At 72.0% G+C, this 14,596-nt stretch carries 15 protein-coding genes; 3 read left to right on the forward strand and 12 right to left on the reverse strand.

What is annotated here, in order from left to right:
- Window positions 1-261 precede the first annotated feature (261 nt).
- On the forward strand, window positions 262-930 hold the full coding sequence (locus VIW71_RS24585) for a lysophospholipid acyltransferase family protein (RefSeq protein WP_331624789.1): 669 nt from the start codon (window positions 262-264) through the stop codon (window positions 928-930).
- Between the two features lie 130 nt (window positions 931-1,060).
- Here VIW71_RS24585 and argH read toward each other — a convergent pair whose 3' ends face one another.
- From argH to argC, 8 genes are all read right to left on the reverse strand, one after another.
- Window positions 1,061-2,515, reverse strand: a complete 1,455-nt coding sequence (gene argH / locus VIW71_RS24590) for an argininosuccinate lyase (protein WP_331624790.1) — start codon at window positions 2,513-2,515, stop codon at window positions 1,061-1,063.
- On the reverse strand, window positions 2,512-3,708 hold the full coding sequence (locus tag VIW71_RS24595; RefSeq protein ID WP_331624792.1) for an argininosuccinate synthase: 1,197 nt from the start codon (window positions 3,706-3,708) through the stop codon (window positions 2,512-2,514). Before VIW71_RS24595 ends, argH begins: the two co-directional genes overlap by 4 nt.
- A gap of 408 nt (window positions 3,709-4,116) precedes the next feature.
- Window positions 4,117-4,350, reverse strand: a complete 234-nt coding sequence (locus VIW71_RS24600) for a hypothetical protein (protein ID WP_331624793.1) — start codon at window positions 4,348-4,350, stop codon at window positions 4,117-4,119.
- A 48-nt stretch (window positions 4,351-4,398) separates the two neighbouring features.
- Window positions 4,399-4,932, reverse strand: a complete 534-nt coding sequence (locus VIW71_RS24605) for an arginine repressor (RefSeq protein WP_331624794.1) — start codon at window positions 4,930-4,932, stop codon at window positions 4,399-4,401.
- Between the two features lie 19 nt (window positions 4,933-4,951).
- Window positions 4,952-6,181: an acetylornithine transaminase gene (locus VIW71_RS24610; RefSeq protein ID WP_331624795.1), complete on the reverse strand. Its 1,230-nt coding sequence runs from the start codon at window positions 6,179-6,181 to the stop codon at window positions 4,952-4,954.
- A complete protein-coding gene (gene argB, locus VIW71_RS24615) occupies window positions 6,178-7,170 on the reverse strand; it encodes an acetylglutamate kinase (protein ID WP_414720835.1) in 993 nt (330 codons plus the stop codon). Before argB ends, VIW71_RS24610 begins: the two co-directional genes overlap by 4 nt.
- Complete coding sequence (gene argJ / locus VIW71_RS24620) at window positions 7,167-8,348, reverse strand: bifunctional glutamate N-acetyltransferase/amino-acid acetyltransferase ArgJ (protein WP_331624796.1); 1,182 nt, start codon at window positions 8,346-8,348, stop codon at window positions 7,167-7,169. Before argJ ends, argB begins: the two co-directional genes overlap by 4 nt.
- 88 nt (window positions 8,349-8,436) lie before the next feature.
- Window positions 8,437-9,465, reverse strand: coding sequence for an N-acetyl-gamma-glutamyl-phosphate reductase (gene argC, locus VIW71_RS24625; protein ID WP_331624801.1), 1,029 nt, complete (start codon window positions 9,463-9,465; stop codon window positions 8,437-8,439).
- A gap of 144 nt (window positions 9,466-9,609) precedes the next feature.
- Here argC and VIW71_RS24630 point away from each other — a divergent pair, with 144 nt between their 5' ends.
- Window positions 9,610-9,828: a hypothetical protein gene (locus VIW71_RS24630; protein ID WP_331624797.1), complete on the forward strand. Its 219-nt coding sequence runs from the start codon at window positions 9,610-9,612 to the stop codon at window positions 9,826-9,828.
- A gap of 54 nt (window positions 9,829-9,882) precedes the next feature.
- On the opposite strand, the gene VIW71_RS24635 is transcribed toward VIW71_RS24630, so the two are convergent.
- Together VIW71_RS24635 and VIW71_RS24640 are read right to left on the reverse strand one after the other, a co-directional pair.
- Entirely contained in the window at window positions 9,883-11,076 is a 1,194-nt protein-coding gene (locus tag VIW71_RS24635) for a methyltransferase (protein ID WP_331624798.1), read from the reverse strand.
- A 237-nt stretch (window positions 11,077-11,313) separates the two neighbouring features.
- Window positions 11,314-12,582, reverse strand: a complete 1,269-nt coding sequence (locus tag VIW71_RS24640; RefSeq protein ID WP_331624802.1) for a glycoside hydrolase family 10 protein — start codon at window positions 12,580-12,582, stop codon at window positions 11,314-11,316.
- A 218-nt stretch (window positions 12,583-12,800) separates the two neighbouring features.
- Here VIW71_RS24640 and VIW71_RS24645 point away from each other — a divergent pair, with 218 nt between their 5' ends.
- Window positions 12,801-13,658 (forward strand): 3-hydroxybutyryl-CoA dehydrogenase, encoded by an 858-nt coding sequence (locus VIW71_RS24645; protein WP_331624799.1) that lies wholly within the window; start codon window positions 12,801-12,803, stop codon window positions 13,656-13,658.
- Between the two features lie 209 nt (window positions 13,659-13,867).
- Here the strand turns inward: VIW71_RS24645 and VIW71_RS24650 are convergent, their stop codons facing one another.
- Window positions 13,868-14,095: a hypothetical protein gene (locus VIW71_RS24650; protein WP_331624800.1), complete on the reverse strand. Its 228-nt coding sequence runs from the start codon at window positions 14,093-14,095 to the stop codon at window positions 13,868-13,870.
- A gap of 184 nt (window positions 14,096-14,279) precedes the next feature.
- Window positions 14,280-14,596: ABC transporter ATP-binding protein (locus VIW71_RS24655; protein WP_414720836.1), on the reverse strand; the 317-nt coding region annotated here is incomplete at its 5' end.

The following is a 14,596-nucleotide window of genomic DNA, read 5'->3' on the forward strand; positions in this document are numbered from 1 at the left end:
CCTGCCGAGCCCGGTCTTGTGCTGGTCATCCGTCATGGCCGCATCGTGGCGGGACCACCTTGCCTGCGGAAGACATCCGGCGGCGACCGGAACACGCCCGTAACGCACATCAACACTGCGTAGCCGATGGGTGAACCCGGCGTGCGCGGCACCACCCCGCGGAAGTATCGTCCTCGTGTACGGGTCGGCCCCCTCGGGTGCGGCCGGTCCGGCACACACTCGACCGTCGACCGTACGAGACCGGAGGGTCCGTTGTCCCGCATGTCCCGCAGTGTGCTCAAGGCGATTCTGCTGGTGCTGATGCGTGTCCTGTACCACCCCCGGGTCGAGGGTGTGGAGAACATCCCGGACGACGGTCCGGTGATCCTGGCCGGCAATCACGTGACGTTCGTCGACTCGATGTTCCTGTCGCTGGTGGTCCGGCGGCAGGTGTACTTCATCGGCAAGGACGAGTACGTCACCGGCAAGGGCCTCAAGGGCCGGCTGATGGCGTGGTTCTTCACCACGTGCGGCATGATCCCGGTGGACCGGGACGGCGGGCACGGCGGGGTCGCGGCCCTGATGACCGGCCGCCGCGTGCTGGAGGAGGGCCGGATCTTCGGCATCTACCCCGAGGGCACCCGCTCCCCCGACGGCCGCCTGTACCGGGGCCGTACCGGCATCGCCCGCCTGGCCCTGATGACCGGCGCCCCGGTCGTCCCGTTCGCGATGATCGGCACCGACAAGGTGCAGCCCGGCGGCAAGGGCATGCCCCGTCTGGCCCCGGTCACGGTCCGCTTCGGCACTCCCCTGCACTTCTCCCGCTACGAGGGCATGGACCGCGACCGCTACGTCCTGCGCGCCGTCACCGACGAGGTGATGGCCCACGTCATGCGTCTGTCGGGCCAGGAGTACGTGGACATCTACGCCACGAAGGCGAAGGCCGCCTAGCCGACGCCCAGCCGGACCGTTTCCGGCGCCTCGCGCCGGCCCGGGAACCACCGGGTCGGCGCGAGGGTCGGCCGTACGGGGCGGGGGACCTGTTCGGCCCCCCGCCCCGTACGGCCGAACCGCCAGGTGGTCAGGCGCGCCCGGCGTTCGCCCAGGCGTGCTGCGCGGCCAGGTCCGCCTTGAGCTCGGCGAGCTGCACGGCGACCGCGCTCGGCGCCGTACCGCCGCGGCCGTTGCGGGAGGCCAGGGAACCGGAGACGTTGAGCACGGTCCGCACCTCCGGCGTCAGGTGCTCGGAGATCTTGGCGAACTGGTCGTCCGTCAACCGGTCGAGTTCGATGCCCTCGGCCTCGCACGCCTTGACGCACTCCCCCGCGACCTCGTGCGCGACCCGGAACGGCACACCCTGCCGTACCAGCCACTCGGCGATGTCGGTGGCGAGCGAGAACCCGGCCGGGGCCAGCTCCTCAAGACGCTCCCGGTGGACGGTGAGGGTGGCCATCATCCCGGTGAACGCCGGAAGCAGTACCTCCAGTTGGTCGCAGGAGTCGAAGACCGGCTCCTTGTCCTCCTGGAGGTCGCGGTTGTACGCCAGCGGCAGCGCCTTGAGCGTCGCCAGCAGCCCGGTGAGGTTGCCGATCAGCCGCCCGGACTTGCCGCGGGCCAGCTCCGCGATGTCCGGGTTCTTCTTCTGCGGCATGATCGACGAGCCGGTGGAGAAGGCGTCGTGCAGGGTCACGAAGGAGAACTCCTTCGTGTTCCAGATGATGATCTCCTCGGCGATCCGCGACAGGTTCACGCCGGTCATCGCCGTGATGAAGGCGAACTCGGCGACGAAGTCGCGGGAGGCCGTGCCGTCGATGGAGTTGCCGACGCTGCCGTGTTCGAAGCCCAGGTCGCGGGCGACGGCCTCCGGGTCGAGGCCGAGCGTGGACCCGGCGAGCGCACCCGCGCCGTACGGCGACACCGCGGTCCGCTCGTCCCACTGCCGCAGCCGCTGCGCGTCCCGGGACAGCGACTGGACGTGCGCCAGCATGTGGTGGGCGAAGAGCACCGGCTGGGCGTGCTGGAGATGCGTACGGCCCGGCATCGCCACGTCCGGGTGGGCCTCGGCGAGACCGACCAGCGCGTCCTGCAGGTCGGCGATCAGGCCGCCGATGATCCGGGCGTGGTCGCGCAGGTACATCCGGAAGAGCGTGGCGATCTGGTCGTTGCGGGACCGGCCGGCCCGCAGCTTGCCGCCGAGCTCGGGGCCGACCCGCTCCATCAGACCGCGCTCCAGCGCGGTGTGCACGTCCTCGTCGGCGACGGTGCCGGTGAACTCCCCGGCGGCCACGTCCGCCTCGAGGGTGTCGAGACCGGCGGTCATCCGGTCGAGTTCGCCGTCGGTGAGCAGACCGGCCCGGTGCAACGCCCGGGCGTGCGCCCGGGACCCCGCGATGTCGTACGGCGCGAGGCGGAAGTCGAAGTGCACGGAGGCGGACAGCGCCTCCAGCGCGGCGGACGGCCCGTCGGCGAACCGCCCTCCCCAGAGCTTGGCGTCCTGGTGCCGGCCCGCGCCGGCACCCCGCCTCTCGTCGGTCACTGCGCCAGGTCCCGCTTGGCCGCGATCTTGCTGGACATGCCGAAGATCTCGATGAAGCCCTTGGACAGCGACTGGTCGAAGGTGTCGCCGGTGTCGTACGTGGCCAGGTTGAAGTCGTAGAGCGACGTGCCGGACTTCCGGCCGGTGACGACCGCCCGGCCGCCGTGCATGACCATCCGGATGTCGCCGCTGACGTGCTCGTTGGCCTCGTTGATGAAGCCGTCCAGCGCGCGCTTGAGCGGCGAGAACCACATGCCGTCGTAGACCAGCTCGCCCCAGCGCTGCTCGACCTGCCGCTTGTAGCGGGCGAGTTCCCGCTCGACGGTGACGTTCTCCAGCTCCTGGTGGGCGGTGATCAGCGCGATCGCGCCGGGGGCCTCGTAGATCTCCCGGGACTTGATGCCGACCAGCCGGTCCTCGACCATGTCGATCCGGCCGATGCCCTGGGCGCCGGCCCGGACGTTGAGCTGCTGGATCGCTTCGAGCACGGTGACCGGACGGCCGTCGATCGCGACCGGCACGCCCTGCTTGAAGGTGATGACCACCTCGTCGGCCTCGCGCGGGGTGGCGGGGTTCTGGGTGTACTCGTAGACGTCCTCGATCGGCGCGTTCCAGATGTCCTCGAGGAAGCCGGTCTCGACGGCCCGGCCGAAGACGTTCTGGTCGATGGAGTACGGGGACTTCTTGGTGGTGGCGATCGGGAGGTTCTTCTCCTCGCAGAAGGCGATCGCCTTGTCCCGGGTCATCGCGTAGTCCCGGACCGGTGCGATGCACTTCAGGCCGGGGGCCAGCGAGGAGATGCCGGCCTCGAACCGCACCTGGTCGTTGCCCTTGCCGGTGCAGCCGTGGGCGACCGTGGTGGCGCCGTGCTTCTGGGCGGCGGCGACCAGGTGCTTCACGATGACCGGCCGGGAGAGCGCGGAGACCAGCGGGTAGCGGTCCATGTAGAGCGCGTTCGCCTTGAGCGCCGGCAGGCAGTACTCGTCGGCGAACTCGTCCTTGGCGTCCGCGACCTCGGCCTCGACCGCCCCGCAGGCGAGCGCGCGCTTGCGGATGACGTCCAGGTCCTCACCGCCCTGGCCGACGTCCACCGCCACGGCGATGACGTCGGCGCCGGTTTCCTCGGCGATCCAGCCGATGGCGACGGAGGTGTCCAGGCCGCCCGAGTAGGCGAGTACGACGCGCTCGGTCACGGGTCTCTCCTTACAGTTCTTACGCTGACTGGTATAAGTATGCACTCCGCCGTATGAAACGTCAAAGCGGCAGCTCAACGGCGTACCGCCCGCCTCTCTTGGAGAGTCAGGAGTCCGGGCCGGGCCGGTCGCGCGGAGGCGGGTGACCGGGGGGCGGTCAGTTCGTGGCGGTCCAGGTGACTCGTCGCGGCGGAGTCCGAGGAGGCCCTGGCAGAGGCGGTCGAGGCCCGGGGAGGGTGCCGCCCGCGCCCTTGCGGCGCGCGGTTCCGAGTTCGACGGGCATCGCCGCCGCGTCGTGTCCCCCGGGGGCGGCGGTCGCTCCGCCGCGGCGGAGCCGTTCCTCGGCGCCGGCGAGCACGCCGTCCCGGACGGAGGCCTGACCCCGGCGGTCCGCCGGCCACGCGCTGATCACCGCGCTCTCCGGTATGTGCGGGCGGCTGCCCCGTACGCCGCACCCGCGTCGCCGACGGCGGCCCGTACCTCCAACTCCACTGTGGATTCCCGCTCTTCGGCCACGAGGACCCCCTTCGTGGACTGGCGGGCGGGAGACGTCACAGTGGACCTGGTCGCGCGGTACGCGCTGACCGCGGCGCCGGCCGGTTCGCCGCTCGGGCGGCTGGCGGCGCTCAACGGTTCCGGCACCAGGTCGCTGTACGACCCCGCCCGGCCGGGGCCGGCCGGGCGGCGACGTCACACCGCGCCCTGCGCCAGCCGCAGCAGGTGGTCGGCGAGCTTCTGGCCGCCTGACGGGTCGCGGCTGACCAGCACCACCGTGTCGTCGCCGGCGATGGTGCCGAGGATGTCGTAGACCTCGGCCTGGTCGATCGCGGAGGCGAGGAACTGGGCGGCGCCCGGCGGAGTGCGGACGACGACGAGGTTGGCGGAGGCCTCGGCGGAGATCAGCAGTTCGCCGGCCAGGCGGCGCATCCGCTCCTCCTTGACGGACTCGCCGAGCGGGGCCTGCGGGGTGCGGAAGCCGCCCTCGGAGGGGACCGCGTAGATGAGTTCGCCGTCGTTGGTGCGGATCTTGACCGCGCCGAGTTCGTCGAGGTCCCGGCTGAGCGTCGCCTGGGTGACGCTCAGCCCGTCGTCGGCGAGCAGCTTGGCGAGCTGGCTCTGCGAGCGCACCGGCTGCCGGCCGAGGATGTCCACGATCCGGCGGTGCCGTGCGGTGCGGGTCTGCGGTACGGCATGGCCGCCGCCCTGCGCTTGCGCCTCGCTCATCGTCGCGTCATTCTCCGTCTCACTCTCCGGCCGCCGACCGACCCTGGTGCACGTGATCCCGGTGCACCCGGTCGAGGACACCGGGCAGCGCCCGGAGGAACGCGTCCGTCTCCTCGTCGCCGACGATGAGCGGAGGTGCCAGCCGTACCGTGTCCGGCACGGCCGCGTTCACCAGGAACCCGGCATCCTGAGCCGCCTTCTGGATCCGCGCCGAGAGCGGCTCGGTGAGCACGATACCGATCAACAGGCCCGCCCCGCGCACATGATCGACCAGCGGATGGCCCAGCCCCTCGATGCCCTGCCGCAGCTTCTCGCCCTGCCGCTTGACGTTGTCGAGGATTCCGTCGGCGGCGATGGTGTCCAGGACGGCGAGCGCGGCGGCGCAGGCGACCGGGTTGCCGCCGAAGGTGGTGCCGTGCGCGCCGGGAGTGAGCAGGTCGGCGGCCTTCCCGAAGGCGACGGTGGCGCCGATCGGCAGTCCCCCGCCGAGGCCCTTGGCGAGGGTCACGACATCGGGTTCGACGCCCTGCGCCTGGCACTCGAACCAGTGCCCGGTACGGCCCACGCCGGTCTGCACCTCGTCCAGGACGAGCAGGGCACCGGCGGCGGCGGTGATCTCCCGGGCGGCCCGCAGGTAGCCGGGCGGCGGTACGACGACGCCGTTCTCGCCCTGGACGGGTTCGATGACCACCAGGGCGGTGTCGGTGGTGACGGCCGCCCGCAGCGCCTCGGCGTCGCCGAACGGCACATGGGTGACCTCGCCGGGCAGCGGCTCGAAGGGGGCCCGCTTCTTGGGCTGGCCGGTCAGGGCGAGCGAGCCCATCGTGCGGCCGTGGAAGCCGCCCTCGGTGGCGACCATCCGGGTCCGGCCGGTCAGCCGGCCGATCTTGAAGGCGGCTTCGTTGGCCTCGGCGCCGGAGTTGGCGAAGAACACCCGCCCGGGCCGGCCGAAGAGCTGGAGCAGCCGCTCGGCGAGGGCGACCGGCGGTTCGGCGATGAACAGGTTGGAGACATGACCGAGCGAGGCGATCTGCCGGGAGACCGCGTCGACCACGGCGGGGTGCGCGGTGCCGAGCGAGTTGACGGCGATCCCGCCGAGGAAGTCGTAGTAGACGGTCCCCTCGGCGTCCCAGAACCTGGTCCCCGCGCCGCGTACCAGCGGCAGCCGGGGCAGCCCGTAGGTGTCCATCAGCGAGCCCTGCCAGCGCTGGGCCAGCTCCTGGTTGCCGGTGGTCGGACTGGTGGTCACTGGACTCCCCCTCCTGCGGGCCGGTGCGGTACGAGGGCGGGTCCCCCGTCGTGTGCCGTGTCATGGGCCGGTGCGTCGCCGTTCGACGCGTCGTCGTCCGGCAGGGCGTCGGGCACGACCATCGTGCCCACGCCCTCGTCGGTGAAGATCTCCAGCAGGATCGAGTGCTGGACCCGGCCGTCGATGACACGGGCGGTGTGCACGCCGTTGCGCACCGCGTGCAGGCAGCCCTGCATCTTCGGGACCATGCCGCTGGACAGTTCGGGCAGCAGCTTCTCCAGCTCGGTGGCGGTCAGCCGGCTGATCACGTCGTCGCTGTTCGGCCAGTCCTCGTAGAGCCCTTCGACATCGGTGAGGACCATCAGCGTCTCGGCGCCGAGGGCGGCGGCGAGCGCGGCGGCGGCGGTGTCGGCGTTGACGTTGTAGATGTGGCCGTCGTCGGCCGCACGGGCGATGGAGGAGACGACGGGGATCCGGCCGTCGTCCAGCAGCGCCTCGATCGCACCGGTGTCGATGGCGGTGATCTCGCCGACGCGGCCGATGTCGACGGCCTCGCCGTCGATCTCCGGGTAGTGCTTGACGGCGGTGATGGTGTGGGCGTCCTCGCCGGTCAGGCCGACGGCGAACGGGCCGTGCTGGTTGAGCAGACCGACCAGTTCGCGCTGCACCTGGCCGGCCAGCACCATCCGTACCACGTCCATCGCCTCGGGCGTGGTGACCCGCAGTCCGGCCTTGAACTCGCTGACCAGGCCGTGCCGGTCGAGCTGGGCGTTGATCTGCGGCCCGCCGCCGTGCACGACGACCGGCTTGAGGCCGGCGTGCCGCAGGAACACCACGTCCTGGGCGAAGGCGGCCTTCAGCTCCTCGTCCACCATGGCGTTCCCGCCGAACTTGACGACGACCACCTTGCCGTGGTGCCGGGTCAGCCAGGGCAGCGCCTCGATGAGGATCTGCGCCTTGGGCAGGGCGGTGTGCTTGCGTGCCGTCATGAGCTGTACGCGCTGTTCTCGTGGACGTACTCGGCCGTGAGGTCGTTGGTCCAGATCACGGCGGACTCGGTGCCGGCGGCCAGGTCGGCGGTGACGGTGACTTCGCGGAACCGCATGTCGACCAGGTCGCGGTCCTCGCCGACCGCGCCGTTCCGGCACACCCACACGCCGTTGATGGCGACGTTCAGCCGGTCGGGCTCGAAGGCGGCGCCGGTGGTGCCGATCGCGGCGAGCACCCGGCCCCAGTTGGGGTCCTCGCCGTGGATCGCGCACTTGAGCAGGTTGTTCCGGGCGATGGAGCGGCCCACCTCGACGGCGTCCTCCTCGGTGGCGGCGCCGACCACCTCGACCCGGATCTCCTTGCTCGCGCCCTCCGCGTCGGCGATGAGCTGCCGGGCCAGGTCGGCGCAGACGGTACGGACGGCGTCGGCGAACTCCTCGTACTCCGGGACGGTTCCGGACGCGCCGGAGGCGAGCAGTAGCACGGTGTCGTTGGTGGACATGCAGCCGTCGGAGTCGGCCCGGTCGAACGTCTGCCGGGTGGCGTCCCGCAGTGCCTTGTCGAGCAGGCCGGCGTCCAGGTCGGCGTCGGTGGTGAGGACGACCAGCATGGTGGCCAGACCCGGCGCGAGCATGCCGGCGCCCTTGGCCATGCCGCCGACCGTCCAGCCTCCCCCAGAGCCTCCGGCCTGGGAGGTACCCCCACCCTGGGCGACCGCCGTCTTGTGCACGCTGTCCGTGGTCTTGATGGCGATCGCGGCCTTCTCACCGCCGTGCTCGGACAGTTCGGCCGCCGCCCTCTCGACGCCGGGCAGCAGCTTGTCCATCGGGAGGAGCAGGCCGATCAGACCGGTCGAGGCGACCGCGATCCCGCCCGCGCTGTGGCCGAGGACCTCAGCCGCCTTCTCGGCGGTGGCGTGGGCGTCCTGGAAGCCCTTGGGCCCGGTGCAGGCGTTGGCGCCACCGGAGTTGAGGACCACGGCGGTGAGCTCGCCGCCCATGAGGACCTGCTGCGACCACAGGACGGGGGCGGCCTTCACACGGTTGGAGGTGAAGACGCCCGCGGCGGCGCGGCGCGGACCGGTGTTGACCACGAGGGCCAGATCGGGATTGCCGTTCGTCTTGATCCCGGCGGCGATGCCCGCCGCCGTGAATCCCTTCGCTGCCGTGACCGTCACTGCTTCTCTCCGTTCGCTTCTCCGCCCGCCCGGCACAAAACCGCGGCCATCGCCGCCGCCCGCCGCCCGGCGGCCTCGCGCGCGTCGCTCACGGCGCCACTCCGATCGTGGAAAGTCCCGTCGCCTCGGGGATGCCCAGGGCGATGTTCATGCTCTGCACCGCGCCGCCCGCGGTGCCCTTGGTCAGGTTGTCGATCGCGCTGATGGCGATGACGCGGTGGGCGCTCTCGTCGTAGGCCACCTGGAGCTGTACGGCGTTGGAGCCGTACACGGAGGCGGTGGCCGGCCACCGGCCCTCCGGGAGGAGGTGGACGAACGGCTCCTCCGCGTACGCCTTCTCGTACGCCGCCCGTACCTCACCGGCGGTGACGCCGGGGCGCGCCTTGGCGGTGCAGGTCGCCAGGATGCCGCGGGACATGGGGGCGAGGGTCGGCGTGAACGACACGCTCACCGGCTCGCCGGCCGCCGCGCTGAGGTTCTGGACCATCTCGGGGGTGTGCCGGTGCACGCCGCCGACGCCGTACGGGGTCATGGAGCCCATCACCTCGGAGCCGAGCAGGTGCGGCTTGGGCGCCTTGCCGGCGCCCGAGGTGCCGGAGGCGGCTACGACGACGGCCTCGGGTTCGGCGAGCGCGGCCGCGTACGCGGGGAACAGGGCCAGCGAGACGGCCGTCGGGTAGCAGCCGGGGACCGCGATGCGCTTGGACCCCTGCAGCGCGGCGCGGCCTCCCGGCAGCTCGGGCAGGCCGTACGGCCAGGTGCCCGCGTGCGGCGATCCGTAGAACCGCTCCCAGTCCCCCGCGTCCTTCAGCCGGAAGTCGGCGCCCATGTCGATGACCAGCACGTCGTCGCCGAGCTGTTCCGCCACGGCGGCGGACTGCCCGTGCGGCAGCGCGAGGAAGACCACGTCGTGGCCGCTCAGCACCTGCGCGGTGGTCGGCTCCAGTACGTGTCCGGCCAGCGGCACGAGGTGCGGTTGCAGCCCGCCGAGCGGCTGACCGGCGTTGGAGTTGCCGGTCACCGCCCCGATCTCCACTCCGGGGTGCCCGACCAGCAGTCGCAGCACCTCACCACCGGCGTAGCCACTCGCCCCGGCCACCGCCACCCGCACCGCCATCGCGCACTCCTCCTCGTCCGATAGCATGACTATACGTCCCACCGCACTTTTATGCAACGAGGCGGGGGCCACCGGGGAGAGGTTCCCCACAGGTTGGTGGACGATGGGGGCGCGTTAGGGCGGGCAGCACCCATACTGGCCTCAATGACAAAGCCAGCCGCAGCCCGGCGTCCCCTGCCTTCGAGTCCCTTCAAGCCTCCGGTGCCGACGCCGCCCAAGGTGTTCGAGCCCGGAGATCGGGTCAGCCACGACGGACACGGCCTCGGCCGGGTCATCTCCGTCGAGGAGGAGTCGATCGTCGTCGATTTCGGTTCGATGCCCCGGCGGATCGCCAGCCCCTATACGAAGATGACCAAGCTCTGAGGGGGCGGTAGGAGTACGGTCGCCGGTCCGCGTCACCGACCCGATTTCACCGCTTCACCGCTTCACCGCGCGCAGGATCACGAACTTCGGGTCCGATGCCACCACGTCGCAGGCGCCGAACAGGCGCCGCAGGCGAAGGTGGTAGCCGAGGTGGCGGTTGCCGACGACCCAGAGTTCGCCGCCGGTCCGCAGCGCGGTGCGGGCGGTGGCGAACATGCGCCGGGCCGTGGTGTCCGTGGTGGCGCGGTGTGAGTGAAAGGGCGGGTTGTTCAGTACGAGGTCGGCCGAGGCGGCGGGAATCGCGGACAGGGCGTCCGCGACGGCGAACTCGGCCTTCGTGCCGGGATCGGCATTCGCCCGGAAGGTGGCTTCCGCCGAGGCCACGGCCTGGTACGACTCGTCGACGAACAGGACGTCGGAGGCGGGGTTGGCGAGCGCGGCGGCGGTACCGACCACCCCGTTGCCGCAGCCGAGGTCCACCACCCGGTCCGGGCCGTGCCGCACCGGCAGGTGCCGGAGCAGCAGACGGGTGCCGATGTCGAGGCGGTCGGCGCAGAACACGCCCGCGTGACTGGTGACGGTGCGCCCGGAGAGCGGGCCGATGCCGTCGGGCAGCGCGTACCGCAGCGGCCACGGTCCGGGCGTACGGGACAGCCGCAGGTCCGGGGTGCAGAAGATCAGCCGGGCCTTGCGGACGGCGAGCGAGGTGTTGGTCCGCCCGAGGATCCGCTCGAACAGCCGCAGCGTCGAGGTGTGGATCTCCGTCACCATCCCCGTACCGACGACCACCGTTCCGGCGTGCACGGCGGGCGCCAGCCGGTGGAGTTGGTCCTCCAGCAGCGCGAGGCTCTTCGGTACCCGGATCAGGAGGACGTCGATCCGCTCCGGCGGAGCGTCCTGGGTGGAGATCAGCCGGACCGGAGCGCCTGCGGCCCCGGGCGCCGCGTTGCGCCGCAGATTCGCCAGGGTCGCCTGCTGCCCCAGGTAGGAGTCGGTGATCTGCGTCACCACCGGCCCGGACGGACTCCCGCCCGCACGCGCGGCCAGCGCGGTGGCCAGCGCGCCCCACCGGTCGCCGACCACCACAACCGCTCCGGACATGTCCACCGGGCCCGTCCCCTCGCCGGGCTCCACCAGATACCGCACCAGGTAGTCGTCGGCGGCGTCCCAGGCCCGCAGGGGCTCACGCGGGTCCGCGGGGAAGCGGGTCAGGTCGAGGTCGCCCCACGGCGTGCTGAATCGGTGCATCGTGCCCACAGGCTAGCCGAGCGCACGCGCGCCGAGCCCTCCCGGGACACCACGGCCGCGCACCGCGCGGGGACCACCGCGAACCGTGCCGGGCCCGGACCACCGGAACCGTACCGGCCCGGACCACCGCGGGGAGGCTCCCGTGTCCGCGAGGCGCCCGGCGCCCGGTCGCGCACCTCCCGAAACGCCCGGCCCCTTCCTCTTCCTCGCGCAGCCGCGGCCGGCCGCCCCCTCACCTCACGGCGTACGCACCCGCGCCGGATAGTGGTCGGCGACCACACGGCTCATCGCGCCGAGCGGGTCGGACACCACGTGCCGGGACGAGAAGTAGACGTTCCCGCGGACCTGCGGGTGGTCCCGGTCGAAGGTGAGGTGGCGGGAGAGTTCCGCGGGGTCCTGCCAGGCGGCGGGCTGGCCGGGAACCCCCGCCTTGTAGAGGGCCTCGCCGATGTAGAGGTGGACATCGGTGCCGGAGACGACCTCGGACCACCAGGGGACGAGGGCGGCGTAGTCCGCGGCGGGGAAACCGATGTTCCAGTAGACCTGCGGGACGATGTAGTCGATCCACTCCTCCTTGACCCACGTGCGGGTGTCGGCGTACAGGTCGTCGTAGGTCTGCACACCGGCTTGCGTGGCGGAGCCGAGCGGGTCGGTGGCGGCGTTGCGCCAGACGCCGAACGGGCTGATGCCGAACCGGGTGTTCGGCCGGATCTCCTTGATACGCGCGGCGGTCTCGCTGACCAGCAGGTCGGTGTTGGCGCGGCGCCAGGCGGCGCGGTCGGGGAAGCCGGCGCCGTAGCGGGCGTAGGCGTCGTCGTCCGGAAAGGCCTGGCCCAACACCGGGTACGGGTAGAAGTAGTCGTCCCAGTGCACCGCGTCGACGGGGTAGCGGCGGACCGCGTCGAGCATGGCGTCCTGGACGAAGCGGCGGACCTCGGGCAGGCCCGGGTTGTAGTAGAGCCTGCCGCCGTACGGGACGATCCACTCGGGGTGCGACCGGGCCGGGTGGGTGGGGGCGAGCCTGGTGACGTCGGTGGTCAGCGACACCCGGTAGGGGTTGAACCAGGCGTGCAGTTCCAGGCCGCGGCGGTGCGCCTCGTGGACGGCGGTGCCCAGCGGGTCCCATCCGGGATCCTGGCCCTGGGTGCCGGTCAGGTACTGGGACCACGGCTCGTGGGGGGACGGCCAGAAGGCGTCGGCGGTCGGGCGGACCTGGAACATCACGGCGTTCAGCCGGCGGTCGACGGCCGCGTCGAGCAGGCCGAGCAGGTGCTGCCGCTGTTCGTCCGGCGGGAGTCCGGGGGCCGGCGGCCAGTCGGTGTTGGCGACGGTCGCGATCCACATGCCGCGCAGTTCCCGCCGGTGCGGACCGCTCCGCGGGCCCGGGACCGGCTCGGCCGGCACGTCCGCAGGCAGGGCGTCCGCGGCGGCCGAACCGGAGAGCGCTGCCGAGGCCGCCGCCCCCGCCGCCGCCACGGTGAAGGTCCTGCGCGAGAGCCGTCCCATCCGTTCCTCCTGATCCTCCGTCATGAACAGCCGATCATGGGCGGGTTCGGCCGTGCGGGCAACCCGCCGAATGGGTTGCCGCGGCCGCCGGAACGGTCCACGGCGGACGCTTGACGCGGCCCTTCGCCGGGCCACCCGGCCGGACAACCGGCGGACTGGCAGCGGTAACGTCTGTCCCGGCACACAGGGCGAGCGGGAGAACAGCGAGGGGCTGACGAGTGAGTGACATCCAGCGCGTCGGAGTGGTCGGGGCGGGCCAGATGGGGGCCGGGATCGCCGAGGTGTGCGCGAAGGCAGGGCTCGACGTCCGGGTCGCCGACACCACCGGCGAGGCTCTCGAACTGGGCCGCACCCGGCTGTCCGGCTCCCTCGGCAAGGCCGCCGAGCGCGGCAAGATCACGGCGGACGAGCGGGACGCCGCGCTGGACCGGCTGAGCTTCACCACCGATCTCGGCGACTTCGCCGACCGGGATCTGGTGATCGAGGCCGTCGTGGAGAACGAGCGGGTCAAGACGGACATCTTCCGGGTTCTCGACCGGGTGGTGATCCGTACGGACGCGATCCTGGCGTCCAACACCTCCTCCATCCCGCTGGTCCGCCTGGCGGTGGCCACCTCCCGCCCGGACCACGTCCTCGGCATCCACTTCTTCAACCCGGCGCCCGTGCAGCGCCTGGTCGAGCTGATCCCGGCGCTCACCACCGGCAGCGATGCCGTCAAGCGGGTCGAGCACCTGGTCACCGAGGTGCTCGGCAAGCACGCCATCCGTGCCCAGGACCGGTCCGGCTTCGTGGTGAACGCGCTCCTGGTGCCGTATCTGCTCTCCGCGATCCGCATGTTCGAGTCCGGCATCGCCACCCGCGAGGACATCGACAACGGCATGGAGCTGGGCTGCGCCCACCCGATGGGCCCGCTCAAGCTCTCCGACCTGATCGGCCTGGACACGATCGCGGCGATCGCGAATTCGCTCTACGAGGAGTACAAGGAGCCGCTGTACGCGGCGCCGCCGATCCTCCAGCGGATGGTGGACGCGGGAAGGCTCGGCCGTAAGGCGGGCGCGGGCTTCTACGCGTACTAGCCGGTGCCGCGTCAGCCGCGTCGGCTGGAGTGCCCCGTCGCGACGCCCGGCACAGCACCTCGCGGCGTTGCCGCACCGACCGGGCAGGCCCCGAGGCCGATCCGGCGCCCTGCGATACACCGCACCGGACACCGCTCCCTGACGGGCACACCCCTGAGCGACGCGGCACCAGGCGGTGTCAGGCGCCGTACGGCGTGCCCGACCTTGTGTTACGGGTGCTGGTCGTGCCCGGGCTCGCGTACCGTGTCCGGCCGCTCGCGTACCCGCGGTTCGACGTCGGCGACGTGGCGGCCGGCCGCCGGTGAGGCGGCGAGGCTGTTGTCCCTGGCGCGCAGCGCGGCGTAGACGCCCATGTGCTGCCGGTGCTGGTGCCGGTGCCGGTGCTGGTGAATCCGGGACAGCACAGCGAACGTGGCCAGGCCTCGCCCGTGCGGCACGGCGGACCCTGCCCGTCGACCACGGCGGTCCAGCACACCTCCGTCGGCTCCGCCGCCGTCGGCCGCCTCCTGCACCGGTCACCCACCAGGGAATGCCGCAGTACCTGCTGCCGGGAGCGCTGCGGGACGCCGCCCCGCTGGGGGTGCCGCAGCGGGGCGACCGCGTCCGACCCGACCGGACTCCTCACCTGCCGCCGGACTGCTCCTCGTAGGCGGTGACGACCTCGTCGGTCGGGCCGTCCATGAGGAGCTCGCCCTTCTCCAGCCACAGCGCCCGGTCGCAGGTGTCCCGGATCGACTTGTTGTTGTGGCTGACCAGGAAGACGGTGCCGGCCTCCTGGCGCAGCTCGCGGATGCGTTCCTCCGACCGCTTCTGGAAGGACCGGTCGCCGGTGGCCAGCGCCTCGTCGATCATCAGCACGTCGTGGTTCTTGGCCGCGGCGATCGAGAAGCGCAGCCGGGCGGCCATACCGGAGGAGTACGTACGCATCGGCAACGAGA

Origin of the sequence: Streptomyces sp. (genome assembly GCF_036524955.1) — a bacterium.
GTDB lineage: Bacteria > Actinomycetota > Actinomycetes > Streptomycetales > Streptomycetaceae > Actinacidiphila.